The organism is Haliscomenobacter sp., assembly GCF_041740695.1.
Lineage (GTDB): Bacteria > Bacteroidota > Bacteroidia > Chitinophagales > Saprospiraceae > Haliscomenobacter.
In genome coordinates this window covers 20,758-46,859 of the sequence record NZ_JBGSLK010000021.1, presented here as the reverse complement: position 1 = coordinate 46,859, position 26,102 = coordinate 20,758, and the positions used below count along the sequence as shown (strand labels likewise).

The 26,102-nt window shown below is 47.4% G+C and carries 22 protein-coding genes; 11 read left to right on the top strand and 11 right to left on the bottom strand.

Going from position 1 to position 26,102, the window contains the following annotated elements; genetic code table 11:
* The first annotated feature begins 9 nt into the window (after nt 1–9).
* Nucleotides 10–960 (top strand): isopenicillin N synthase family dioxygenase, encoded by a 951-nt coding sequence (locus ACEW9O_RS04540; protein WP_373548942.1) that lies wholly within the window; start codon nt 10–12, stop codon nt 958–960.
* Nucleotides 961–1,138: 178 nt separating this feature from the next.
* A complete protein-coding gene (locus tag ACEW9O_RS04535; RefSeq protein ID WP_373548941.1) occupies nt 1,139–1,384 on the top strand; it encodes a twin-arginine translocase TatA/TatE family subunit in 246 nt (81 codons plus the stop codon).
* A 114-nt stretch (nt 1,385–1,498) separates the two neighbouring features.
* On the opposite strand, the gene ACEW9O_RS04530 is transcribed toward ACEW9O_RS04535, so the two are convergent.
* Entirely contained in the window at nt 1,499–3,196 is a 1,698-nt protein-coding gene (locus tag ACEW9O_RS04530) for a DUF6029 family protein (RefSeq protein WP_373548940.1), read from the bottom strand.
* A 99-nt stretch (nt 3,197–3,295) separates the two neighbouring features.
* On the opposite strand from ACEW9O_RS04530, the gene ACEW9O_RS04525 reads away from it, so the two are divergent.
* From ACEW9O_RS04525 to ACEW9O_RS04515, 3 genes are all read left to right on the top strand, one after another.
* On the top strand, nt 3,296–3,799 hold the full coding sequence (locus tag ACEW9O_RS04525; RefSeq protein ID WP_373548939.1) for a TlpA family protein disulfide reductase: 504 nt from the start codon (nt 3,296–3,298) through the stop codon (nt 3,797–3,799).
* A gap of 122 nt (nt 3,800–3,921) precedes the next feature.
* Entirely contained in the window at nt 3,922–6,090 is a 2,169-nt protein-coding gene (locus ACEW9O_RS04520) for a hypothetical protein (RefSeq protein WP_373548938.1), read from the top strand.
* A gap of 38 nt (nt 6,091–6,128) precedes the next feature.
* Nucleotides 6,129–7,892 (top strand): hypothetical protein, encoded by a 1,764-nt coding sequence (locus ACEW9O_RS04515; RefSeq protein WP_373548937.1) that lies wholly within the window; start codon nt 6,129–6,131, stop codon nt 7,890–7,892.
* Between the two features lie 6 nt (nt 7,893–7,898).
* Here ACEW9O_RS04515 and ACEW9O_RS04510 read toward each other — a convergent pair whose 3' ends face one another.
* Nucleotides 7,899–8,534, bottom strand: coding sequence for an OmpA family protein (locus ACEW9O_RS04510; protein ID WP_373548936.1), 636 nt, complete (start codon nt 8,532–8,534; stop codon nt 7,899–7,901).
* 212 nt (nt 8,535–8,746) lie between these two features.
* Here ACEW9O_RS04510 and uvrA point away from each other — a divergent pair, with 212 nt between their 5' ends.
* Nucleotides 8,747–11,584, top strand: coding sequence for an excinuclease ABC subunit UvrA (uvrA, locus tag ACEW9O_RS04505; RefSeq protein ID WP_373548935.1), 2,838 nt, complete (start codon nt 8,747–8,749; stop codon nt 11,582–11,584).
* A gap of 67 nt (nt 11,585–11,651) precedes the next feature.
* The gene (locus ACEW9O_RS04500; protein ID WP_373548934.1) at nt 11,652–11,885 is read left to right on the top strand and encodes a hypothetical protein; all 234 of its coding nucleotides are present in this window, start codon (nt 11,652–11,654) and stop codon (nt 11,883–11,885) included.
* Between the two features lie 3 nt (nt 11,886–11,888).
* Here ACEW9O_RS04500 and ACEW9O_RS04495 read toward each other — a convergent pair whose 3' ends face one another.
* From ACEW9O_RS04495 to coaD, 3 genes are all read right to left on the bottom strand, one after another.
* A complete protein-coding gene (locus ACEW9O_RS04495; protein WP_373548933.1) occupies nt 11,889–12,446 on the bottom strand; it encodes a GNAT family N-acetyltransferase in 558 nt (185 codons plus the stop codon).
* Nucleotides 12,447–12,571: 125 nt separating this feature from the next.
* On the bottom strand, nt 12,572–14,203 hold the full coding sequence (gene pruA / locus ACEW9O_RS04490) for an L-glutamate gamma-semialdehyde dehydrogenase (protein WP_373548932.1): 1,632 nt from the start codon (nt 14,201–14,203) through the stop codon (nt 12,572–12,574).
* Nucleotides 14,204–14,222: 19 nt separating this feature from the next.
* The gene (gene coaD, locus ACEW9O_RS04485; protein WP_373548931.1) at nt 14,223–14,681 is read right to left on the bottom strand and encodes a pantetheine-phosphate adenylyltransferase; all 459 of its coding nucleotides are present in this window, start codon (nt 14,679–14,681) and stop codon (nt 14,223–14,225) included.
* A 140-nt stretch (nt 14,682–14,821) separates the two neighbouring features.
* Between coaD and ACEW9O_RS04480 the strand changes: the two genes are divergently transcribed.
* Entirely contained in the window at nt 14,822–16,798 is a 1,977-nt protein-coding gene (locus ACEW9O_RS04480) for a glycoside hydrolase family 127 protein (RefSeq protein ID WP_373548930.1), read from the top strand.
* Between the two features lie 129 nt (nt 16,799–16,927).
* On the opposite strand, the gene ACEW9O_RS04475 is transcribed toward ACEW9O_RS04480, so the two are convergent.
* From ACEW9O_RS04475 to ACEW9O_RS04455, 5 genes are all read right to left on the bottom strand, one after another.
* Entirely contained in the window at nt 16,928–17,101 is a 174-nt protein-coding gene (locus ACEW9O_RS04475) for a hypothetical protein (RefSeq protein WP_373548929.1), read from the bottom strand.
* Nucleotides 17,102–17,205: 104 nt separating this feature from the next.
* Complete coding sequence (locus ACEW9O_RS04470) at nt 17,206–18,141, bottom strand: tryptophan 2,3-dioxygenase family protein (RefSeq protein WP_373548928.1); 936 nt, start codon at nt 18,139–18,141, stop codon at nt 17,206–17,208.
* Nucleotides 18,142–18,154: 13 nt separating this feature from the next.
* On the bottom strand, nt 18,155–18,523 hold the full coding sequence (gene crcB, locus ACEW9O_RS04465) for a fluoride efflux transporter CrcB (RefSeq protein WP_373548927.1): 369 nt from the start codon (nt 18,521–18,523) through the stop codon (nt 18,155–18,157).
* Nucleotides 18,520–19,599 carry a glycosyltransferase family 4 protein gene (locus ACEW9O_RS04460; RefSeq protein WP_373548926.1) on the bottom strand — a complete coding sequence of 360 codons (1,080 nt, stop codon included), beginning with the start codon at nt 19,597–19,599 and terminating at the stop codon, nt 18,520–18,522. The genes crcB and ACEW9O_RS04460 overlap by 4 nt, the downstream gene beginning before the upstream one ends.
* Before the next feature lie 58 nt (nt 19,600–19,657).
* Nucleotides 19,658–21,382 carry a M3 family oligoendopeptidase gene (locus ACEW9O_RS04455; RefSeq protein WP_373548925.1) on the bottom strand — a complete coding sequence of 575 codons (1,725 nt, stop codon included), beginning with the start codon at nt 21,380–21,382 and terminating at the stop codon, nt 19,658–19,660.
* A gap of 166 nt (nt 21,383–21,548) precedes the next feature.
* Here ACEW9O_RS04455 and ACEW9O_RS04450 point away from each other — a divergent pair, with 166 nt between their 5' ends.
* From ACEW9O_RS04450 to ACEW9O_RS04440, 3 genes are all read left to right on the top strand, one after another.
* On the top strand, nt 21,549–22,289 hold the full coding sequence (locus ACEW9O_RS04450; protein WP_373548924.1) for an isoprenyl transferase: 741 nt from the start codon (nt 21,549–21,551) through the stop codon (nt 22,287–22,289).
* A gap of 51 nt (nt 22,290–22,340) precedes the next feature.
* Nucleotides 22,341–22,952, top strand: a complete 612-nt coding sequence (gene nadD, locus ACEW9O_RS04445) for a nicotinate (nicotinamide) nucleotide adenylyltransferase (RefSeq protein WP_373548923.1) — start codon at nt 22,341–22,343, stop codon at nt 22,950–22,952.
* 123 nt (nt 22,953–23,075) lie between these two features.
* Complete coding sequence (locus ACEW9O_RS04440; protein ID WP_373548922.1) at nt 23,076–25,436, top strand: hypothetical protein; 2,361 nt, start codon at nt 23,076–23,078, stop codon at nt 25,434–25,436.
* Between the two features lie 35 nt (nt 25,437–25,471).
* Here ACEW9O_RS04440 and ACEW9O_RS04435 read toward each other — a convergent pair whose 3' ends face one another.
* The gene (locus ACEW9O_RS04435) at nt 25,472–26,098 is read right to left on the bottom strand and encodes a thioredoxin family protein (RefSeq protein WP_373548921.1); all 627 of its coding nucleotides are present in this window, start codon (nt 26,096–26,098) and stop codon (nt 25,472–25,474) included.
* Nucleotides 26,099–26,102: the final 4 nt, after the last annotated feature.

Below are 26,102 nucleotides of genomic sequence, written 5' to 3'. Positions count from 1 at the left end.
AAAACCAACATGAAACGCGCAATTCCATTAGTTGACCTTTCCGTGTTTGTCAATGGTTCTGCGGCAGAACGTACGGCTTTTGTACAAGAGCTGGGCGATGCCTTTCACAACATTGGCTTTGTGGGCGTTGTCAATCACGGTATCCCCAAAAGTTTGATTGACGATTTTTATGCCGCTTCCAAACGATTTTTTGCCTTACCAGAAGAGACCAAAAAAAAGTACGAAGTGCCCGGTATGGCCGGACAACGCGGGTATACTTCTTTTGGTAAAGAACACGCCAAACAGTCGCAAGTAGCCGACTTGAAAGAGTTTTTCCAAATTGGCCAGGAAGTGCCCGCGGGTCATCCGGCCAAAGCGAAATATCCTGATAACGTACAAACCACGGAAGAGCCTGCTTTTGCTTCTTTGGGTTTTCAACTGTACCGCGCTTTTGAAAGCACGGGGGCACAATTGTTGAAAGCCATCGCCATTCATCTGAATCTGGGCGAAGGCTATTTTGATTCCCAGATCACCTACGGCAATAGCATCCTACGCTCCATTTTTTATCCGCCCATTGCTCATGAGCCAGCATCCGCCATCCGCGCCGAACAACACGAAGACATCAACCTGATTACACTGCTGGTTGGGGCTTCCGCAGGCGGTTTGGAGCTACTGAGCAAGGAGGAAAAATGGATGGCCATCGTGCCCGAGGAAGACGAAATTGTGATCAACGTAGGTGACATGTTGCAACGTTTGACCAACAATTACCTGAAGTCAACTACGCACCGGGTAGTGAATCCTCCCCGAGAAGAGTGGCACTTGCCCCGTTTGTCGATTCCTTTCTTCCTACATCCGGTCAGTGACATGGATTTGAGCTGTTTGTCCTCCTGTGTAACCGCCGACAATCCGCTTCATTACGAGCCAATTACGGCAGGTGAATACCTGGATGAAAGATTGCGTGAAATCGGCTTGAAAAAGTAAGTACTTGAAAAAATGCCCGCTTTACGTCAAAGTTCTGCCCGTTTCAGCGTATTTTTTCTGGCGGCACTGCTTAAACCTTCGTACATTGCGGGCTGTCTAACATTAGAGCATCCCTTGTGGGTGCTTATCAAGGATTTTCGAAAGAGAATCCATAGATCATTCAAAAAAAAAGATCGTCATGACAACAATGATGTTATTGTTTGCACTTGGTGGATCGGAAGTCCTATTGATTTTCTTCGCGATCCTGCTTTTATTTGGTGGTAGAAAAATTCCAGAACTGATGCGTGGTATCGGCAAAGGGATCCGGGAATTCAACGCTGCCAAATCTACTATTGAGTCTGAATTGAAGGAAGGAATACGTGAAGCTGACAACAAAGCTCAGCAGCAACAGCCTGCTTCAAATATCGACGGACCAAGGTCTTAAGCGTTTAGGAGGTTGAGAAGGTTTAGGGAGGTTTAGGCTACCGCAGCGACTTAGACAAAGTCCTCGTTCAGGCCACTGCGGTAGCCTAAACTTTCTCAACTTCTCAACCATTTTTCAAAAGGTGCTGGTCACCGCAAAACGAAACCCACTAAATGCCGGCTCCAAACGGCATATCCCACCTGTACATACTACTCCTTCCACTTGTTTGATGTAACTCAGTGAAAAACGGTTTGACTTGATGGTGTAAAACACGTCGAAGCGCGGGTAGTAGAGGGCTTTACGTTTGCCATTCTCCACCGGACTTGCCACACCTGGCATGGCATTGAACATATTGGCGGCTGCAAAAGTCCAATGCGGGGCTAAGGTATATTCCGCTTGTATCCAGGCCCAGGAGCCAAAATCGGCACCCAATTCCACACTCGGATCTTCTTTCATAAACAGGTACTGTGCCTCAATCCGCAGCAGTTTACGCGGTGTAAATTTATATTGGTATTCAAAAAACGGCGTGATGGTTCTCACCAACGGCACATTGGGTTTTACTTCAAAAACTTCCTGGTTGTATTCCTGGCGTTGCACCCCGGCGATGATGGTGGTGTTGCGTTTGATCTTCAGTGTCATTTCTGCATAAATTTCCCGATACAGCAACTCGTCATCCAGATTTTGGATATTGGACACATTCACATTAAAGCTCAGTTTTTTGCTGGGCGCATAACGCAAATCTGCCTGAAAAGACAACTCCCCCAATTCCTGCGTAGCCGCATTGTACCGTGAGGTGAGGCGATAAGTGTTCGAACGTGCCATCGGAGGGATAAAATTCAGCGTACCCCGGTTTGCCTGCTCCTGCGGGCGGGTGCGCCAGGAGAAGTTTTGTGTACGTTTGCCCTCCAGGCTAAGGCCAAATTTTTCACCCGCATAACTCACATTGGAGTAAAAAACCGTTCCCGCTTTTTGGATAAAACGATCGCCTGTGATGGTGTCCTGCCTGATGATGGTTTCAGCAAAAGGGTCGTTTTGGGCGTCAGGGGTTTTATAGGCCCCTTCAAAATACCAGGAGAAAGCGCCTTTGCTCAAGGTATTGTAGCCGCTGAAAGCATAGGTATTGTATTTGGGCACAAAGACGTAGTCTGCGCCATAGGTATTCAATACCGACACCAGGGAGTTTATGGATTGATCGTCCAGAGTGCGGTTGACAATACCGAATCCGGGTGCTAAAGTCCAGGCATTTTCACCGTTTGAACTGACAAAACCTTCCAGGTTCACGCCCTTGATGATGGAGCGGTAACTGTCGAATTGCTGGCGTTGTTTGCCGGTAAAGCCCTTGATTTTCCAGTTTTCACCCAGGCTGTAGTCCAAACGCAGGCCGATCAGGGCATTGTCGATCAACAAGGGGCGTTCTTCAAAAGCTCTGAAAATGATGCCACTGCCAATCTGGTCGTAGATGTAACCCGCAGTAATACCCAGTTTGTCGACCTGTTTTTTGATGAACCACATTCCAATGCCCTGGCCGGAGTAAGAATCGGTCGGATTGAGTAGGTTCGAGTTGTTAAAAGCATCGAAGCGTAGACCAAAATCGAAGCCCCAGTTGTTGTAGTTCAGGTTGAGCCAAGCTTCGGCACCGTAGAGTTGGCGGTCGTACTGGGGCGTATTGGCGGCACCAATCAGGGAATCGCGGATGAAAAAATTGGCATTGGTCTGTAGGCTTCCGGAAATTTGTCCGCCATTGGAGGAAGGATTATCTTGCGCCACGATTTGTAGGGGCAAAAACGCGAGAAACAGCAATAGTACAGCGAACGGAATACTTAAGCGGTTCATTTGGAATTGTCTTAGTGGTGACTTAATCAGGGATGTAGCGTGCAGTATTGAATTAAAAGCCGCTATTTTTATGCATCAAACTTAACAAAATCAGCGATGATGAAAATGATGAAATACGGGATGTTCGCCGCCGCGACGCTTTTGACGATTGTGCTCTCGGCTCAAAGCAGCAAAACATTGCCCGATGCCTCGGTCAAAACCCTGGATGGAAAGAGTGTGCAGATCAAAAGTTATGTAGGCAACGGTAAGATCACCATCCTGAGTTTTTGGGCCACCTGGTGCGCACCTTGCAAGCGCGAAATGGACGCGATCACCGAGGTATACGGCGATTGGAAGGAGGATTACGACGTGCAGTTTTTGGCAGTCACCATCGATACCCAACGTGATTTGCCCAAAGTTAAACCCATGGTGACCACCAAAGGCTGGCCCTACATCTTCCTGAGTGATGCAGCCAACCAACTCAAAACTGCGCTCAATTTCCAAACCATACCGCAGACTTATTTGATCGATCAAAAAGGGAACATTGTGTATGAGCACACTGGCTACAATCCGGGCGACGAGTTGGATTTGGAGGAGAAGATCAAGGCTTTGGCGAAGAAGTAATTTATTGTGAATTTACTGACTTACTGATACTTTATGATACAAATGGGTTGTGAGTGAAAAAACTTGCAGCCCATTTGTGCATTTTATATCTTGGCTATATCCTGTTTTCCAAACACTGGTTTATGAAGCTACTCCTGCCCATTTTACTCTATTGCCTACTCCCCGTTTCAAGCATCGCTCAAGAATCAGGGGTAAATTTGTTACACCATTACCGTCAAATTTTGCCTTTTGAAAAAGTGTACCTGCACACCGACCAGCGAGTATATGAGCCAGGGGATATGATTTGGTTCAGGGCATATGTAACAGATGATCACAATCGCCCCAAGTATGGGCTCGAAAACAAACTTCGCGTTCAGCTACTCGACCCACAGGGCGAAATCCTGCTTGAATTGAATCTCAATGTATTGCCGGATGAACTGGCTAATTGTGCCCTTATTCCTAACGATGCGGAAGAAGGCATTTACACCTTGCGCGCCGCTACCCCCTGGCTCTTCAATTTTGGGCAGGATGCGTTTTTTGAGCAAAAAATATGGGTTCAAAAACCAAACGATGTTGCCGAATCTAATAAGTACAGCATTCCTCTGCCACCATCAAAAATCCAGGTGCAGTTTTTCCCGGAAGGAGGTGATCTGGTTGCAGATTTTAAGCAAAAAGTGGCCTTCAAAATAAGCGACAGCCAGGGCAAATCCCTGGCTGGGAGGGGCACTTTATTCAACAGCCAGCAGCAGCCTTTATTGACTTTTGAAAGTTTCCATCGAGGGATGGGCTCCTTCAGTTTTACCCCTCAAAAGGGAGAACCTTATGCCATTCAAGTGGAAGGATTCCCGGATACTTTTTTTCTACCCATTGCCCGTAACGATGAGCTGGCAATGCGGCTTGAGTTACCTACTTCGGATTCCCTTCCAGTCGTGGTTTGGAAACGCCATCCCGGTACGGCCCAGGTACTTTTGCGCTGCAAAGACAGCATCGTCTGGCAACAAAAATGGATGATCCCTGCTGGCGAAACCAAACTGAGCACACCCATTTCCCAATTACCAGTGGGTATTGCTCAGGTGCTTTTACTGGATGAAGCTGGGCGGCCTTTTGCTGAACGTTTGGTCTTTTTGCATCAAGCGCGCCAGGCGAGGGTGCAGCTCAAAACCCAGCAAACGTATGTATCACAAGACGAGGTAAAAATTGACATCAAAGCCAGCGATGACAACGGGGCTCCATTGGATGGACTATTTTCCCTGGCGGTAGTGAATGACGAATATTGGGCGATGACCGATCATCAGGCCGACAATATCCTGTCTCGATTATTGCTGAGTGCGGAGTTGAAAGGAAAAATTGAAGCCCCAGCCTTTTATTTTAACCCCGATGAGCCCAAAGCGCCCGCAGCACTGGATTTGGTGATGCTCACGCACGGCTGGCGTAAGTTTAGTTGGAAGGAAATACTCAATATTGATCCTCAAAAAAGTGGACACTTGGTTCCTTTTCCCAAGCTCCTGGAAATTCGAGGGCGGATAAATGTGTATCCACCCAAACTGCTTGCCCAAACCAAAATTAGGCTGGAGGGGCAAAAAAAAATCATTCGACCCGATTCACTGGGGTATTTCAAATTTGTATTGCCTGACACGCTGATCAATAGCCCGCCTTCCATCGTGGCAATACTACGGAACATGAAAAGAGTATACCCCAGTGCTCCGCTGCTGCTGCCCCAAACACAGTGGCCTTGGCCTTCAGTTGTTCACAATGATACGGCCAGATTGACCAACTTTACCCAGCCCTTTATTAGGCCCATTTCCAGTGTAGCCGAATTGGGGTACAGAGCAAGAAAGGTTCCAAAATCATTGTACGAGCCAAGATCCCGCTTGGCAAACCTTCTTCCAATACGTGGAGTTTCCATCTACAGATACAGTCCAGGTTTTTTGACCAGTTTCCCAGAACGGAATTTACCCAGGGCCTGGGAGTGGGGGGATGACTTGTACATTGGGGGCAATTTAAATTACCGATATCTTCATTTTCAACTCGAATTGGAAGTAGAGGAATCAATGCTGGAGGTAGACAATCAAAAACAAATGTTCTATACCCGCTTATTTGCCGATTTGTCGCCAACACCTGATCCAGATTACGAAGTACTGCGCAACAAAACCATTTATTGGGCACCCAAAGTAGTTTTAAAAAACGGCCTGGGCAGCGTCAATTTCCGTCATCCAACTAGCAACGGCACTTACCGGGTTATCCTTGAAGGCATTGGTAACCAGGGGGAGATTGCACGATCAGAAGCCATATTCACGGTGCACAAAAAGTAGCATTGAACAACAATTCTCATTCGCCAATTCATCGGGACATGAAAAAATACGCTTCCATTTGTTGTTTGATCTTTTGGGCTGTAACGATCAGTCAAGCACAGCACATTTTTCGGGCACCCATGCTGAGCTATTTGGGTCAAGGCTTGGAAGACCATAAAATTAGTTTGTTTCAGTTGCCTTACGATGGCATTGGAAAAAAAGTGCTGTTGGAACAATACCCTCAAGCCTGGGCACAGCATTCCTTTACCCGCTACAGTTTGCCTAGTAGTGCTTTTGTTGATGCTTTTGGGGCAATCGATATCCATTCTCCCTACACTGGGGAGAGTACAAAGCCATCTAAAGCTACATTAATGAGTGATCAATTTGGCAATGTTGAAGGGAGTTTTTTTAGTACTTATACGCCTAGTTATCGTTGGTTTCACTCTGTCCATCAATTTGATCAACAAATCCGAAGAAAATCAGACTCGAACAACAATCAACTCCTGGATTATGCTCCTGGCCAGCGTTTCACGGCTTCTAACGCACTAAGTAAAAACTTTGATCAGCTTGTGTTTAGTATCAATAGTTTTTACCTAAACGCAAAAGATTGGGGCGGCTCCAGTTCAATCGATCCCAATCAAAATCAGGATGCAAGCCTCATCCCTGGCCATATTCGGGATGCCCGGCATTGGCAGGGTAGCTTCGGCATAAAGTATCCTGATTACCAGGAATCTTATCAATTGAGTTTCAACGTCTCCCTAACTCAACATACTCAAAACCTGGATTGGCAAAGATACCGCTATCAAGGTCGAGAAAATCAACAGCTCTATATTTTTACCTATGCCCAAAAATTGAAAAAGGCTGATTTTAGACTCAGTTGGCAATACGTAAAAGACCATGCCACCGAAACCCTCGATTCCTTACAATTGCGGCTCCGGGATCAATACTGGCGCGTATCAAGTGAATGGCGCATTGGCATCAACAGCCGTCTGAACGCCAAGGGGCACCTGAATGTGGAACAGCGACCTCAGCAAAATCTGGCCTGGCGGCCCGCTGCACAGGTCAACTGGAGTTTTGGCTTCCAGCGACAATACTTGCTCAGCGCCTTTGGCAATTCCGGCCAACGCTTGAATAAACCGCTAAATTTCCACCTGGATCGTCTGCGAGATGGCTATGCCGTGCGTTGGGAAGCAAAGCCCTACGAGGTAGCCCACAAAATTGGACTAGCCTTTCAATACGGTGGATTGCTCAAATTGGTGTTGGATCGTACCTGGTTTCAGGACAAAATCATTACACAGCTAGATCGTACAAAGCGTCAGTTGGTTTTCCGGAGTTTTACACCCGAGCTGCGGCGCGACGCCCTTGAAGCCCTAGTGAATAGAACAATCGATCCGGCTAGAAAAATAGAAACCCAAATAATGTACCGCTGGGAACAATGGTCACCGGACCTTAACACACCCTGGCAAGCGAAACACGCCGCCCAGTTCCGTTTACAATGGAAGCGTGGCCTGGCCCAGCTCAATGCGCACTACCTAGTGCGTAGCCCACAAAACCTGGTCGATTTGAGTAGTTTTCCTACACCCGCACAGTCTTCAACTTATCAGCGATTTGATGTCACCTATACCCAACGGTTTAAGTACCTTTGGAGTAAGCGGCGCTGGAACAATCGTTTCAGTCTAAGTTTACAGTGCATCAATGTACTGGGCAAAGGGGGGCAAAATGAACAATTTGAGACGGGTTTGATGCTGCCGGGAGTGGAAGGGCCTTATTGGTCGGATCCACAGTTGCGGAATGTACAGATAAGTCTGCGGCAGGGCTTTTAATTGGGCTTATTTTTTCAAAAACGTCAACTCCACTCGTTCATTCGCCATCCGGCCCTCCATCATCTCCACATCGGCTACCGGGTATTCATCGCCGTAGCCAGTGGCTCTCATGCGCGATTTGGCAATGCCCATTTTGCTCAATGTCTCTACCACAGCGCTGGCGCGGTCTTGTGAAAGGGTGAGGTTCAAAATCAGATCACCTACCCCTTCGGTATGGGCCCCTATTTCAATTTTGAATTTCGGAAAGGCTTTTAAAATTTTCGCGACTTGTTGTAATTCTGGCTGCATACTGGGCAATACCTCAGCCTTATCCACATCGAAATTCAAGGTTTTGAACAAAAAAACTTCAATGGACAAGTCTTTACCCGCATCAATGGCTTGATACAATTTTTGGCCCGCGGTGCCCTCAGCAAAATGCTCCTGTCGTAAACTTTCCAGGGTTTTAAGGGTTTCTTCATCTACCTCCGCGGCTTCTTCTTTTGCAAGGGCTTTGGTTTCATCAAGCATGTCTTCAATGGCACCAATAGGGTCCTCCTCAGCGGAAACGGGCTCTTTTTCTACTTGATTTTTACAGGCAATACTGATAAAGAGCAGGACAAAGAAACAAAGTCTGGTAAAAAACAGTCGATGATGTGGTCTCATGTGTTCAAAACTTGAAGGGGTGAAAACGTGTTCCCAATACAGTACAAATTTCAAACGTTTTTCCGCTTGTTTTTGCACAAATTTTCTTCAAAAATATCTATTTAAGTTTTTTCTTTTTGAAAAAAATTGATTTAAGTTTTATTTTTACGATTCCGTAGGGGCAACCCTACGTGGTTGCCTCTCGCAGGTTGCCCAACCCAAACAATCAAACCATGTCAAGCCAACCCAAAGGAACCGATAGTCTGGATTTTATCGAAGTAATCGGAGCCCGCGAGCACAACCTCAAGGACATCAGCGTGCGGATTCCCCGCAACAAGTTGGTGGTCATCACGGGCCTCAGTGGCAGTGGTAAGTCTTCATTGGCTTTTGACACCATCTATGCCGAAGGTCAACGGCGTTACATGGAGACCTTTTCTGCTTACGCCCGTCAGTTCATTGGGGAAATGGAACGCCCGGATGTAGAGCGCATCAATGGTTTGAGCCCGGTTATTTCGATTGAGCAAAAAACTACGGGCCGCAACCCTCGCTCTACGGTAGGCACCATTACCGAAATCTACGACTTTTTGCGCCTGCTTTATGCCCGCGTTGGTGAAGCGTATTCCTATGCCACGGGCAAAAAAATGGAACGTTTCAGTGAGGAGCAGATGCGGGAAAGGTTATTGCTGGATTTGAAGGGTAAAAAAATCTCCTTGCTCGCGCCAATGGTTCGTGGCCGCAAGGGGCATTATCGCGAACTGTTTGAGCAGGTGCGCAAACAAGGTTTCACCAAAATTCGGGTCGACAACGAAGTGCTGGATGTGGTGCCCGACATGCAGGTAGACCGCTACAAAGTGCACGACATTGAAGTGGTCGTGGATCGCCTGACCATCAATCCAGACAACCCTGGGCGTTTGTTTGAATCCCTGGCTTCCGCGCTCAAAATTGGCAACGGAGTGGTGATGATCCTGAACATGGACAACCAGCAAATCACAACTTACAGCAAACACCTCTTTGATTTTGATTCGGGCATTTCCTACGAAGAGCCTTCTCCCAATACTTTTTCCTTCAACTCGCCCTACGGGGCTTGTCCTACTTGTAATGGCTTGGGTTTCGTCAACCAGGTGGACCTGGCCAAGGTCATTCCTGACCCCAACAAAAACATCAGCGAAGGTGGTTTTGCACCCTTGGGTGAATTGCGCGAAAACATGGCCTTTAAACAACTCAAGGTCATTGCCAAAGAATACAAGTTTTCGCTCACTACCCCGATCAAAGACATTCCAGCCGAAGCCATGGAAATGATCCTGCGCGGTGGAGCACAAAAATTGGCCATCAAATACGATGGAGCGGAAGATGCCATCTACAATATGGCGCAGGAAGGTTTGTTAAAAATGCTGGAGCGTTGGTACGAAGAAACGACCTCTGAAAAAATCCGCATTTGGGCCGAGGAGTTTATGACCATCACCGAATGCCCGGAATGCCATGGATTTCGTTTGCGCCAGGAATCCTTGCACTACCGTGTACACGATCGGCACATCGGCGAGTTGTCGAACATGGACATTTCGGAATTGGTGGAATGGATGGAAAATCTGCACATTTTCCTCAACGATCGCCAACAACTCATTGCCAAAGACGTGCTCAAGGAAATTCGCCTGCGTTTGGGGTTCCTGATGCACGTGGGATTGGAATACCTGACCTTGCATCGGCCTTCGCGCACCCTATCGGGCGGCGAGTCTCAACGCATCCGTTTGGCTACTCAAATTGGTTCGCAGCTCACTGGCATTACCTATATTCTGGATGAACCCAGCATCGGCCTGCACCAGCGCGACAACCAAAAACTCATCGAAGCCCTGCGCCAATTGAGCTACATTGGCAATACTGTCCTGGTTGTCGAGCACGACAAAGACATCATGATGGCCTCCGACTACCTCATCGACCTGGGCCCCGGAGCGGGCAAACACGGCGGTGAATTGGTGGCTGAGGGGGTTCCACATACTTTTTTGGAAAAACATACCATCACTTCTGAATACCTGAGTGCCCGCCGCAAGATCGAAGTGCCCAAAGTAAGGCGCAAGGGCAATGGGCAAGTATTGGAACTGATCGGGGCCAAAGGCAACAACCTCAAAAATGTCTCGATTTCGATTCCATTGGCCACTTTTTGCTGCGTGACAGGGGTTTCCGGTAGTGGCAAATCCACCCTCATCAACGAGACTTTGTACCCCATTTTGCGCCAGTTTTTTTATAAAAGCCTAAAACCACCGATGCCTTACACCGAAATTCGGGGTTTGGAGCACTTGGACAAGGTCATTGAAATTGACCAGTCTCCGATCGGGCGTACACCTCGTTCCAATCCGGCTACCTATACTGGAGTGTTTACTGATATCCGCAACATTTTTGCAGAATTGCCCGAAGCCAAAATTCGGGGCTACAAACCAGGCCGTTTTTCCTTCAATGTCAAAGGAGGGCGCTGCGATGTGTGTGAAGGTTCGGGTATGCGGGTGATTGAAATGAATTTTTTACCGGATGTATACGTACACTGCGAAAATTGCCTTGGCCGTCGTTACAATCGTGAGACCCTGGAAGTATTGTACAAAGGCAAATCCATCAACGATGTGCTGGACATGCCCGTGAGTGATGGGGTGGAGTTTTTCAAAAACATCCCCAAAATTTACCGCAAGCTCAAAACCCTGGAAGAGGTGGGTTTGGGCTACATCACCCTGGGTCAGCAGGCCACAACCCTTTCTGGTGGTGAAGCCCAACGGGTAAAACTGGCCGAAGAATTGTCCAAACGGGATACGGGCCGCACCATTTACATTCTGGATGAACCCACCACCGGACTACATTTTGAAGACATTCGCCATCTCTTGGAGGTCTTGAACAAACTAGTAGAGCGGGGCAATAGTGTACTCGTCATCGAGCATAACATGGACGTGATTAAAGTGGCCGATTACGTCATCGATATGGGACTGGAAGGCGGTCAAAGGGGTGGGGACATCGTTTGTACGGGTACACCGGAGAAGATTGCGAAGCATAAGGAGAGTCACACGGGGCGGTTTTTGAAGTTGGAGCTGTAGTCCATCTCTATGAAACTTTGAATTATGGGCATTTGTTTTTACCTTAAAAAAACCTTATTTTTGTTGTATGCCAACAACTGATGCTATGCTAAATTTGAATTATATTACTGATGCCGCGGGAAAGCAAATTGCCGTCCAAATTTCAATGGATGATTGGTTGCTTTTTCAACAAGAATATCAGGAGATCAAGCGGAAGCTCGAAATACTAGGAGGCATCAAAGAAGCGCTAATTGAGGTGCATCAAGCCCGAAAAGAAAATCGAAAATTGCAAACACTAACCGAGTTTTTGAATGAATGTTGAAGATTAGAATTTGAGGTCTGAATCACTCCCTTTCTCCACCTTCCACTGCCAAATCGTCCCATCCTCTGCATCAAACATCTCCTCCACAAAACTCATCCCACATTTTTTCAATACATGCGTAGAGGCATTCGGCTCCGCCAAAGTATGCGCTTGTACCGTTTTGACTGCTTCGTGTTGAAAAGCACGATCGACTAAACCCTGTGCAAATTCCGTGGCATAGCCTTGATTGCGGTATTCCGGGCGGATTTCATAACCTATTTCCACCACACCAAAACGAGTAGGGCCACCTTTGTAGCCTCCAGCTCCGATCAATCGATTGTCCGTTTTGTGTACAGCGAGGTATTGCCACCAGGCTTCTTCTGCTGGATTAACCCGCACCCTTTCCATGGAATACACACTGGGTTCATCGCCAAACTCCGTCCAGCCAGCCGTAACCTCCACCTCCAAATAACTCGCCAATTCGCGGTCATGACGCAAAATCGCTTCATACAATGAAATGGAGCAGACCACCAGGTAAAGGCGCGGAGTTTCGAGAATGTGTTCGGTAAGATTGGGTTTCATGTGTCTATTTTAGTAAAAAGTGATGAGTGAAAAGTGAAAAGCAGGTACACCATTCGGATTTCAGTGCCTAATTTGCTTTTCACTTTTCACTCATCACTCATCACTCTTCACTCATCACTCTTCACTTACTCTTCTCCCATAAACGGGTACTTATAATCCACAGGAGGATTAAAATTTTCTTTCATTGCGCGTGGGGACACCCAGCGCAGCAAGTTCCAAACCGAACCAGCCTTGTCGTTGGTTCCCGAAGCGCGGGCACCACCAAATGGTTGTTGGCCAACTACCGCTCCGGTTGGTTTGTCGTTGATGTAAAAGTTACCTGCAGCGTTGCGCAGGGCATTGGACATCGCGTGAATGACACCACGATCTTGGGCAAAAATTGCTCCAGTCAAAGCGTATGGTGAAGTGGAGTCCACAATCGCGGTCATTTGATCGAACTCCGCGTCTTCATACACGAAGATGGTCAGGACAGGCCCAAAAATTTCCTCCTGCATCAGGCGGTGTTTGGCATCGCTTACTTCCACCAGCGTGGGCTCAATGAAGTAGCCTTTACTTTTGTCGTATTTGCCCCCAGCGATGATCTCGGCGTCTTTGGCGTCGCGAGCTAGTACAATGTAACTGGTAATTTTATCAAAAGCCCGCTCGTCGATCACGGCATTGACGAAATTGCGGAAATCTTCTGGGGAGCCCAATTTCATGTCTTTCACCATGGCTACCGCCTTTTCTTTCACTTCTGGCCAGATGCTCCGAGGCACATAAGCGCGTGAAGCCGCCGAACATTTCTGCCCCTGGTATTCAAAAGCGCCGCGTACCATCGCCACAGCGAGAGCCGTAGGATTGGCAGAAGGGTGCGCCAGGATGAAGTCTTTGCCCCCCGTTTCACCGACGATCCGTGGGTAAGATTTGTACTTGGTGATGTTTTTACCGATGGTAGTCCACATACCCTGGAACACCTTGGTGCTACCCGTGAAGTGCAAACCTGCAAAATCCGCATGGCTAAAAATGATATCGCCAGCAATCGGACCATCTACGAGCAAGAGATTGATCACGCCTGGAGGAAGACCCGCCGCTTCAAAAATCTCCATGATCACCGCTGCCGAATAAATCTGGGTTTCAGCAGGTTTCCAAATTACAGTATTGCCCATCAGAGCTGGTGCTGCCGGTAAGTTGCCCGCAATGGAGGTGAAATTAAACGGCGTGATGGCAAATACAAAACCTTCCAGGGCCCGGTACTCCATGCGGTTCCAGGTCAAGGCTGGGCTTTGGGGTTGCTCACAGTAAATCTGCACCATGTATTCCGCGTTGAAGCGAAGGAAGTCACAAAATTCAGCTACAGCGTCAATTTCAGACTGGTAGGCGTTTTTGGACTGGCCCAGCATGGTGGCTGCATTCATTTTGGCACGGTAAGGCCCAGCCAACAAATCGGCAGCTTTGAGGAAAATGGCAGCCCGCTCTTCCCAGGGCATGGCTTCCCAACTGGGCTTTGCGGCCATTGCCGCCTCAATGGCCATGTGCACGTGCTGGGTACCACCTTTATAGTAATAACCCAGGATGTGTTTGTGCTCATGGGGGGGGCGAATGGCAATTTTTTCTCCCTCCAGTATTTTTTTTCCACCAAGGGTTTGTGGAATTTCGACGACTTGGCCCTTCATTTCAGCCATTTTGGCCTTGAGGGCGGCTTTCTCTGGCGAGCCGGGAGCATAACTCCAGACCGGTTCGTTTTTAGCTTTGGGTAGTTGAAAAAAAGCGTCAGACATATTTGGTAATTTGGTTGTACTAGATTTTTACCTGGGGCGGAATAAAGGGTGAAGCATCACCACCACCCTTGATGATTTCCCGCACGATGGTTGAACTGATGTGGGAGTAGGCGGGTTGGCTGATCAAAAAGATCGTCTCCAAACCATCTCCAATGATGGCGTTGAGCTGGGAGATCGTTTTTTCGTAGTCAAAATCAGAAGCATTGCGCAAGCCGCGTAGCAAATATTTCGCCCCGATTTTTCGGCAAAAATCCGCCGTCAGGTTTTCAAAATAGTCTACTTCTACGCGGGGTTCATCGGCAAAAACAGCCTTGATCCAATCCAGACGTTGATCCAGGGTAAAGAGGGAATTCTTTTGGGTATTTACACCCACCGCTATTATCACTTTATCAAAAAGAGGGAGGGCGCGATGCACCAAATCGACATGACCAACGGTGATGGGGTCGAATGATCCCGGGAATACTGCAATCTGAGCCATAAGGTGCAGGGATTTCCCGTCAAAGATAAACCATAGATGATGCAATGGAACGGAAATAAAATAAAATTTCAATCTGGCTGCCTCTTTTTTATTTTGTTTATTTGTCAGACCAAATTAACCACATCAAATTTCTGGATCGTATGAAAAACCTACTCTGCTATAGTTTGTTAAGTTTATCCGCCCTTTTTAACCACCTGAATCTAGCTGGCCAAACCAAATTGGCCAAACTCAGTCCAGTCAAATTTTCAGAAGTACAAATCACCGATGCCTTTTGGAAACCTCGCATTGATAAAATAGCCAGTGTGACCGTTCCGGTTTGTATCCAACAAACGGAGGTGAAAACCGGACGCATCCGCAACTTTGAGCGGGTAGCCGGCACCCGTGATGGCAAATTCGAAGGCATTTTTTACGACGATTCCGACGTGTACAAGGCCTTGGAAGCCATGGCTTATGCCCTAAAAAACAAACCCGATCCTCAGCTCGAAGCCAAATGTGATGAATGGATCGACAAAATTGCCGCCGCCCAACAAAAGGACGGCTACATCAACACTTATTATACCCTGACTGGCATCGACAAACGTTGGACCGATATGTCGATGCATGAGGATTACAACACCGGGCATTTGTTGGAAGCCGCCGTGGCCTATTACAATTCCACGGGCAAGCGCAAGTTGCTCGACGTAGGCATTCGGATGGTGGAGCACATGATAGGCCTTTTTGGTCCCGGCAAACGCCATTGGGTGACGGGGCATCAGGAACTGGAATTGGCCTTGGTAAAAGTGTATCAAGTTAGCAAAGACCAACGTTTCCTCGATTTTTCACATTGGTTATTGGAAGAACGAGGCCACGGTTACGCACATGGCTACACCTGGTCAGAATGGAAGGATACCGCCTATGCCCAGGATGTAAAACCCGTGAGCCAAACCACCCAAATCACAGGTCACGCCGTACGCGCCATGTACCTGTATACTGGTGCCGCCGACGTGGCAACCTACACCGGCGATGAAACTTACCTAAAGGCCATGAGCACCGTGTGGGACGACGTCGTGGAGCGCAACATGTACATTACTGGGGGCATTGGTTCTTCGGGTTCAAATGAAGGTTTTTCCAATGATTATGACTTGCCCAACGAAAAAGCTTATTGTGAAACCTGTGCCTCGGTAGGTATGGTGTTTTGGAACCAGCGGATGAACCGCTTGACGGGTCAAAGCAAATTCATCGATGTGTTGGAAAAAAGCCTGTACAATGGGGCGCTCGATGGCTTGTCGCTAAGTGGCGATCGGTTCTTTTACGGCAATCCACTGGCTTCCAGCGGCACCCATTCCCGGCGGGAGTGGTTTGGTACGGCGTGTTGCCCCTCCAATATCGCGCGATTGATTGCCTCGCTGGGGGATTACATCTACGCTGCCGATGCGCAGAGCATTTATGTCAACTTGTTTGTGGGCAGCAACACCAAAATTGGCCTGAGCACTGGAGCAGTAAACATTAAACAAGAAACGGAGTACCCCTGGAAAGGTTTGATCAAAATCCAGGTTGATCCCCAAACTACGGGTCAACAATTCGCCCTAAAAATTCGCCTGCCGGGCTGGGCCAAAGGCAACCCTGGAGCAGGTTCCCTCTACAAATTTTTGGATGCGACACCCGTTAACTTTGCCACCCTACGCGTCAATGGCCAAAACCAAAACCTGCGCCTGGAGGAAGGTTATTTGATTGTAGAACGTACGTGGAAACCTGGCGATGTGGTAGAACTCGATCTGGCCATGCCCATCCGCAGAGTCATTGCGCGAGATGAAGTCAAGGAAAACCTCAACCGGGTAGCCTTTCAGCGTGGACCATTGGTGTATTGCGTTGAGGGGGTAGACCACAAAGGTTCAGCCTGGAATTTGATTGTGCCCGATCAGGTGAAATTCACCCCGGAATGGCGGCCCGAACTATTAGGTGGTGTGATGACGCTGACGGGTACAGGAATGGCCATTGTGCCTACCGCCGACGGGGTTGGCGCACAAACCATCAAACAAAAAATCACGGCAGTACCTTATTTCTCCTGGTGCAATCGGGGGTCGAACCAAATGCTGGTTTGGTTGCCGAGAAAGGTGAAAGAGGTGAAAATTCCGTGATGGGTTGAGAAGGTTTAGGGAGGTTGAGAAAGGTTTAGGCTACCGCGAGCGATCCTTGCACTTCGGCTACGCTCAGTGACCGGATCGTTGCGGTAGCCTAAACCTCCCTCAACTTTCTCAACCTTTATCTCAGTCTCTCAAAACCCGATAAGCGCCATACCCCAGCAATCCCAGCACCACGATGATGCCAATCAAGGAAAAAGCGTTGCTGGAAATAATGGCCAAATCGGATTGAAATTGGACAAACCCGAATCCAAGCATGGCTAAGATGAGGAAGCCAACCAGAATTTGCTTGACGTTCATTACGCAAATGATTTATGAATGAATGATGCTGCAAAACTGCAATTTTTTAGGGAGAGATGCAGGGGCACTTGCAGATTAGTCTTGCTTATTGGTCTAGATTAATCCTATCCAACCCTCTTTCCCCATTCCCCCTTCTCCTCTTCCGACCACAATCCCGGAAAAAACGACACCAACTGGAACCTCGGAGGCAAATACTTCTGCCAATTCGTCCCACCCGTTGCCTCGATGATCTGCGGTTTGTTGTCCAGGTAGCGTACGGCGGAGCGGAAGTGGGAGAGTCGCCATTTTATGTTCACTTTTTGGTCAAACTCGCGCAATTCCTGGCGAATTTGTTCAGCTTCTTCAGCATCAAGGTGCAGTTGTTGGTAGCGTTGCCAGCTATTTTTGTAGCGGTAATCTTCACCGAGTTGGATCAAATCCTGGCGGTATTTCTGTTCAAATTGCTGGAGGGTAAGCGTTTTTTTGCCAGTAGCCAATTCCGTTGCCCCCGATTGCCAATACAGGTAGGGGTACAAATCGGCGCAGTGGGCCGCTGCACTAACCTTATCGCGGTGTTCGTGGTGGAGCAAGTTTACAAAGTCGGTACACATGATTTCGATCATGCGGAATTGAGCCGATTGGAAGCCACTGGAAGGCAAAAGGCTCATCCGAAATTTGAGGAATTCATCCCGGTCCATACCTTCCACCATGATGTTGAAGGACTGTACCAATTGTTCAAAATAACGATTGACCCGCCGCATTTGGCGCAGGAAGAATGCAGGTGTAGGTTGTTCCTCTGTCAACAATTGCTGCAAAGCCAACAAGCTCAGTTTAAAATACAGCTCGGTGATTTGGTGGTAAATGATGAAGATGTTCTCATCCGGGAATTGAGTTTGTGGTTTTTGTAAACTCAACAAGGTATCCAGGTGGATGTAATCCCAATAGGTCAAATAATCCGCGTACAACAGCCCATCCAGGTACGACAACATATCCTGGCCCAAGTGGCCATATTTGGCTTCCAGTTGGTCCAGGCGGTCCAACATTTCGTGAGTCAAGCGCATAACCCGCACATTTTTATACCATCATTACGGCTTTAATGCCGCAAAAAATCATCAAAACGCCTAAAACAACACTCAGCAGCAAGTACAGCAAAGCCAAAGTCAAATGTTGCTGTTCCAACAAACTCCAAGCCTCCAAACTTAAGGTAGAAAAGGTGCTAAATCCACCACAGAACCCAGTCATAAGCAAGTATTGGGCATTGGGTTGCAAAATTCCTTTGAGGCGCAAACCCGCCAGCACCCCAAGTACAGCACAGCTAATCAAGTTGGTCCAAAACGTGGCCCAAGGAAAATGTGGCCCGGGCTGAGCCAGCCAACGCGCCATCGCAAAGCGTACCAAACTACCTAAACCTCCCCCTAAAAAAACCAGCCACCATTGCGTCATAAAAATTCTTTGAATTGTAGCTTAGCCTGATTCAGCGCCCGTACCCGCTTGTGCAGGTAATACGTGAGTGCACCCGCCACCAAGCCCATGATGAGGATGATCCAATGCATGTTGAGCAGGGCATGAAAACTAAACACAAACAAGATAAAACAGCTATTGACAAAAACCAAAATAGCCGTTGCTTCCATATGGCTGAAACCTGCATCAACCAACAAATGGTGGATGTGACGGCGATCCGGTTTGAATGGCGAAGTGCCCCGCACAATCCGGGTGATGAATACCCGCAAGGTGTCAAAAATGGGAATAATCATCACACCTATGGCAACCGCAGGTCCGCCCTGAAAGCGATAGGTGTGACCAACAGGGAGATTATAGTTGGAATCTAAGAATTTAACGATCAAAATGGCACAAATCATGCCGATGAGCAAAGAGCCCGTATCGCCCATAAAAATCTGCGCTGGACTGATATTGTAGCGTAAAAAAGCCAAAATACCACCCACAGTTGCAAAGGCAACCACGGTAAATTCCATTTGACCTGTGAGGTAAAACCAGCAACCCAGCACCGTACAAATCAAGGCACCAATACAAGCAGCCAGGCCATCAATGCCATCAATCAGGTTAAAGGCATTGATCAAAACCAAAATGGTGAAAATGGAAACAAAGAGATAAAACCAGGGATGTAAGGAATTGTGTATCCCCAGTAAGCCATAAAAACTATGCAACTCCACATTAGAACAGAATACAATAATGGTCGCGGCACCTACCTGGGCCAGCATTTTTTTAGTGGGCGACACGGGGGCGATATCGTCTTTGGCCCCAATCAAAAAGATAATGATAAAAGCGCCAAGCAGGTATTGTACTTGAGAAAAAACTGGGGTAGGTGCCCACATGATAATGGCAAAAATTACCCCTGCAAAAATAGCGATGCCTCCTAATGAAGGGGTGCTAACTTCATGTGAACTTCTTTCGCCCGGGTTGTCCATCAGGTTCTTATCCAAGGCAATTTTAACAATCGACGGAATGGAGAGGTATGTCAATGTGAATGCCGTAGCAAAGCATTGTAAAATCAGTTCCATGGGCTTAGATATTAGTTATACAAAAATCGGTTTATCACCGGAGGTTACGCTACAAAAATCAAAAACGGGAATCATCAATATTTTCCAGCCAATTGGCAATGTCTTCGGCTACAGCTTGTACACAACCTTTCTGAAAAGGGGATTTGAGACCAGCCAAATCTACCAATTCTAAAAAGGGCTTGCTGCCACCTGCTTTGCACAAACGCACGTAACTTTCCCAGGCAGCTACATGGTTTTGTTGATCCCATTTCCAATACTGGAAAGCACAAATTTGAGCCAATACGTAATCGATGTAATAAAATGGGGAGGTAAATACGTGCCCTTGTTTGTGCCAAAATCCGCCGTGCTTTAAAAAAGTATTGTCGCCATAATTGCGGTGAGGCAAATACTTTTGCTCCATTTCTGACCACACTTGATTGCGTTCCTCGGGACTCATCTCAGGATTGGCATAAATCCGGTGCTGAAACTCATCAATTGCTGCGCCGTAAGGCAAAAAGTAAATGGAATTCGACAAATGCATGAATTTGTATTTGTCAGATGCTGGGCCAAAGAACAAATGCATCCAGGGCCAGGCAAAAAATTCCATGCTCATGGAATGGATTTCGCAGGCTTCGAAAGTTGGCCATTTGTATTCACTCAAGCCAATGTTTCGACTACTGAACACCTGAAAAGCGTGCCCACACTCGTGTGTAAGCACATCAACGTCGGCGCTAGTCCCATTGAAGTTGGAAAAAATATAAGGTGTTCGATATCCTTCAATAAAGGTACAATACCCCCCCGTGGCTTTACCCGCTTTGTTTTCGAGATCCATCAGATGAGCTTCCTGCATGAGGGTAAAAAACTCATCTGTCTCTGTCGACATTTCGCTGTACATCTGCTTGGCCTGCTCTACAATCCAGAAGGGCTCACCTTGAGGTTTGGGATTACCTGAAGCAAATCGAAATTCTTCGTCGTAATAATAGAGCTGATCCAGTCCGAGGCGTTTCTGTTGGCGCTCATACAAGCGACTAGCCAAGGGTACGATGTATTTGACAATTTCTTCTCGAAAACCAACCAGATCTGCAGCGTTGTAATCGGAGCGAGAAAGGCGGTCATATGCCAAATCAGTGAAGTGCGAATAGCCCAGTTTTTGGGCAATATTGTGTCGAATCTGCACCAATTGGTCATAAAAGCCTTCTATTTGTCCAGCGTGTTCGGCAAAAAAAGACCATTTGGCTTCACTAGCAGCTTGGCGCACAGCGCGATCTTCTGACAATTCTAAGGGCAAGAGGGCAGACAAGTTGTAGGTTTCCCCCTGGAATTCAATTTGAGCTCCCGCCTTGGTGCGGACGTATTCACTAGTTAGGCGGTTCTCCTCCTGCAAATCAGTCAAAATTTCAGGCGCGAAAGTCCGGCGATTGAGTTCAGCAATGCGAAAAAATTGCTCCCCCCAAAGCTGCTCGAATGACTCGCGAAAGCGCGAATTCAACAATATATTGTGTAAAGTGGTATTAAAAGATTGAAAGGTGGGCATTTCTTGGTTAAAAAAAGTATTCTCAGTATCGTAGAAAGTATCCCTTGTATCAATAGTATGCCGAATGTGGCAAATATTGTACATGGTACTGAAGGTAGTGCGTAGTGTATTGATTTCTTCGAAAACAACTAGTTGTTCTTCAAAAGAATCTGCCTGGTTAAAAGCAGCAAAAAGCCGCTCAAAATCAGCAGACAATTGAGCCATATCCGGGCGTTTGTAATCAAACTCCTCAAATTTTAGTACCTCTGTTTCGACGCTTTCAATAATCATGGTTGATCAGGGTTATTACGACGTTTAATTCCAAAACTTCTGCAACTAAACGGCTCTGATGATAAAAAATTGGAGCGGGTTTCTAATTAGCTTATTTTTGGGCAAGATAAGGAAATGCGGCATCATATGAATTTAAAAACCAAGCATTTCTTTTTACTTTTGCAAGATGGACTTGAAACAACTGATTGATACTGATCGCTTGCCACAACACATCGCGATCATCATGGATGGAAATGGGCGTTGGGCCAAGCAACATGGACAAGCGAGGGTTTTTGGGCACCGAAATGGGGTAAAAGCAGTTCGCGAAACGACGGAAGCCGCCGCAGAATTGGGTGTAAAATATCTGACACTCTATGCTTTTTCGACCGAAAATTGGGGTCGCCCCAAGTTCGAGGTAGATGCCTTAATGACCTTGCTGGTCGATACCTTACACAAAGAAATAGCGACCCTCAATAAAAACAACATCCGCCTGGAAGCCATTGGCGACCTGAGCAAATTGCCCAGCAGGACATATCGGGCCTTGTTGGATGGTATTGCCAATACGAGCAACAACACCCGCATGACCTTGGTTTTGGCATTGAACTACAGTGCCAAATGGGAAATCCTTGAAGCGACCCGTCAAATGGCTGCACTCGTCAAGGATGGAAAAATGGAACTGGAAGACATCAATGAAACCAGTTTCGCCAACGCTTTGTCCACCCGAGGCATTCCCGATCCCGAGCTGCTGATTCGTACCAGTGGAGAAAACCGCCTCAGTAATTTCTTGCTGTGGCAGCTGGCTTATGCCGAGTTTTATTTCACTACCACCATGTGGCCCGATTTTCACAAAGAACAGTTTTTTCAAGCCATCATTGATTTTCAAAATCGGGAGCGCAGATTCGGAAAAATTGGTGAACAAGTAGGTTAAAACTAGTTTAAAGAGGCAACGATTTTGTGCCATCCCGAATCTAAAAAGGCGATGAATACCCGTAATGCTACAAAAATTGGGCTTTTTTTCGGATCCTTTAATCCCATTCACGTTGGCCATTTGATCATTGCCAACCATATGGCGACCCAAACGGATTTGAAAGAAGTGTGGCTGGTGGTTTCACCCCAGAACCCACTCAAGCTCAAACAATCCCTAGCCCGGGATCAAGATCGCCTGCATCTGGTGCGCCTTGCCATCGACGATAACCTCCGGTTGAGAGCCAGCGACATCGAGTTTTCGCTGCCCCAACCCTCCTACACCATCGACACCCTAGCTTATTTGCGCGAACGGCACCCGGATAAACAGTTTGTGCTCATCATGGGCGGTGACAATTTGCCTACTTTGCCCAAATGGAAAAATTACGACTTGATTTTGCGCGATTTTGAAATCTACGTCTACTACCGTCCTGGTTATGAGTTGGGGGAACTGGCCAACCATCCTCAAATCAAAGTGTTTGATAAAGTACCACAAATGCAAATCTCGGCCAGCTACATTCGCGAATGCCTCGTTGCTGATTTGCCGATTGAATATTTGGTGACTGAACCCGTGCTGAAATACCTGGAAAGTAGTGGGCTGTACAAAAAAAATCGGGTCAAAGAATAATGTAAAGTTGGTTGAGAAAGTTGAGGAGGTTGAGGCTACCGCAGTTACTTAGACAAGGACATTGTCAAAATCGCTCGCGGTAGCCTCAACCTCCTCAACCTTCTCAACCTCTCAACTACAATTATGCGCCATACCACCTTACTCTTCTTATTTCTTTTTTCGCTCTTGGGGCTCCGTGCCCAAATCGATACCAGCACCCTGGCCATTGGTCAATGGCGATCGATGTTGCCTCTGCGTACAGGGCGTTTTGTCACCCAAAGCAGTGATAAGGTTTATTACGCCGCCGAACAATCCATTCTGGCCATCGACAAGGCCGATTTTTCCCTGCAAGAAATCAGTCGGGTGCACGGCCTAAGCAATACCAAAGCTAAAATTTTGACTTATGTCGCTGGCAGTAAATCATTGTTGGTACTCTACGACAACAGTGTGATCGATGTGGTGCCAGAAACAGGCCCCGTTTTTACCCTCAATCAAATCACCAACTTCAGCAATTTTGTTGGGGATAAAATTATACATGCCATCAATGTCGAAAATACCGACAACGTATTTGTTTGTGGCAATTATGGCCTGTCTCGGCTCAACCTCAACAAGCGGGAGTTCTCCTTTTCTACTTTTACTGGTTTGGATGTGTATGGTGCCGTATCTTTTGAAGGCTATATTTATGCTGCCACCGAGGGAGGGATTTATCGGGTAGCACTGTCCGAACCCAACTTGCAAAACTTCAGCAATTGGAATTTTTTGGGTCCCGAATCTGGCTTCCCAGCTTCCTATGAGTCTAAAGCCATTTCCGTCTTCAACAATAATTTGTATTTTGACATCAACCGCAGTTTGTACCGCATGGATGCTACCCGCCCGGAATTGTTGTACACCCGTGCGGGTTTTTCCATCCAATATTTGAGCGCTGAAGGTAAAAATTTGCTGGTTGGTTATCGCTGTCAAAGCAATTGTGACCGGGGGGCTCTGGTAGCTTTTGATGCCAATGGCACGCGCCAAGAGGCCAGTAGCTCTTGTATGGGAATCCCCAATTATGCCGTAGAAGATCAAACTGGCCGCATCTGGATGGGAGATGAATGGATGGAGTTTCGGGTGCTCAACAGTTTAAAAGATGCCAATTGTCGCACTTACGTGTTCAACTCCCCTTTTTCAGACAAGGTGTGGGAGATGGCCGTGCGTGACCAGGAGCTTTGGCTCGCAACGGGGGGCGTAAACCGTACCTTTAGTTACCTCAACCGTTCGGATGGCTTTGCTTCTTATATTGATGGTCAATGGGATGTATTCACCCGCTTCAATGCGCCCTACTTACGGGGCGAAAATGCCAATGACTTACAGGATGACCTCACCGATGTGATGACCATTGCCCCTCATCCTAGCAACAATAAAGTGTATGTGGGATCTTTTTATGAAGGGCTGGTAGAGCTGGATGGTGATCAATTTACTTTGTTTAACGAAAAAAATTCTACCCTCAACAATACCGTGGGTGATGCTGCCCGCACCCGCATCAGTGGCCTGGCTTTTGATGCCGAAGAAAACCTCTGGGTGGCCAATCACCTGGCAGCCAACCCTATTTCGGTGCTTAGCAAGGATGGAAAATGGAAAAGTTTTCGGCCTTCATGCGGGGTTACGTCCCTGCACCAGGTGGCGGTGGATCAGAATGGGTACAAGTGGTTTTGTTCCAGTTCGAACGCTGCGGGTTTGATCGTATTTGATTCGGGCAAACTGGACGACGATGCCGATAATCGCTGTCGGGTATTCACCACAGCCAACAGTGAATTACAAACCAACCAAGTCAATTGCCTGGCAGTAGACCTGGACGGCGATGTGTGGGTAGGTACGGGTGAAGGTGTGGTTATTTTTGAGTGTGGTTCCAATGCTTTTGATGAAAACTGTCGAGGGACTCGCCGAGTAGTAGAAATCATCAATGGCTTAGGGGCATATTTGCTCGAAACCGAAGTGGTAACCACCATCGCTGTAGATGGTGCCAACCGCAAGTGGGTAGGTACGCGCAATGGTGTTTTTGTACTTTCCCCCAGCGGGCGCGATCAATTGTCCCATTTCACCACCCTAAATTCTCCATTGCTGAACAATGCCATTTTAGACATAGTGATCAACCCCAAAACGGGTGAAGCGTTTATTGGCACTGAAAGTGGCATCATCGTGCTTCAAAGCGATGCGGTAGAAGGTGGAAAAGTCCACAACGTTGAGCTAAAAGTATACCCCAATCCAGTACGACCTGACTACAGTGGCCCCATTGCCATTCGGGGTTTGGCCCGAGATGCAGCGGTGAAGATTACTGATGTAGCCGGAAATTTGGTATACGAAACCCGTGCCCTCGGTGGACAGGCCATCTGGGATGGCCGCGACTACCGAGGGCGCAGGGTGCAATCGGGCATCTACCTGGTATTTAGCTCCAGTAATCCTCGGGAGGCGGGATTTGGAAAACCAAGTACGGCTACGGGCAAAATCGTTGTTTTACACGACAACTAATCAGTGCTTGTTTCAGAGATGCTCTAAAACAAGAGCTAAGCTTTTTTCAAAACCTCCAGAAACTCCTTTTGTGTGCTGTAGGTTTTGTCCTTGGCATACCAACGTTGAACTTTGGTCAAAAACTCGGCAGTACGCGTTTTATGCTCCTGTTCATCTTTGATTTTATTCAAGTCTTGCAAGTTGTCCAGCACAAACGCCTGCAATTCTTGTGGTCGTGGCCCCCAATGACCCAGCACTTTTAAGGATTTTTTTTCGAGAATAATGGTGAGTGGGATAGAGCGGGTTCCGTGCGTGAGAAAAGCATCCATCAACTCGGGATGTTGGTCTCTAAATACCAAACGGTGCTCAATTTTGTCGTTTAAAGCCGCCATTTTTTGAATGGTAGGCACAATTTGAGCTGCATCGCAGCACCAAACTTCCGTCAAGGTAAGCCAAATCTGGGGAGTGTGGATAACGGCTATTTGCAAACGAGTTTGGGCGGTCATGCGGGCAGTTTTGTCCAGCCGCTCCATCCTGATGAGGTTTAAACGAGTGTCATGTGTATCGTTTTCAATACTTTTGAGTGACAAATAATGACTTTGTGACAATAGTTGTTCAATCAAAGCATGGTATTCCTGGTAGCCAATTGACTTTTTCAGTATAGCGTGATCGACGTGTTGCATAGGT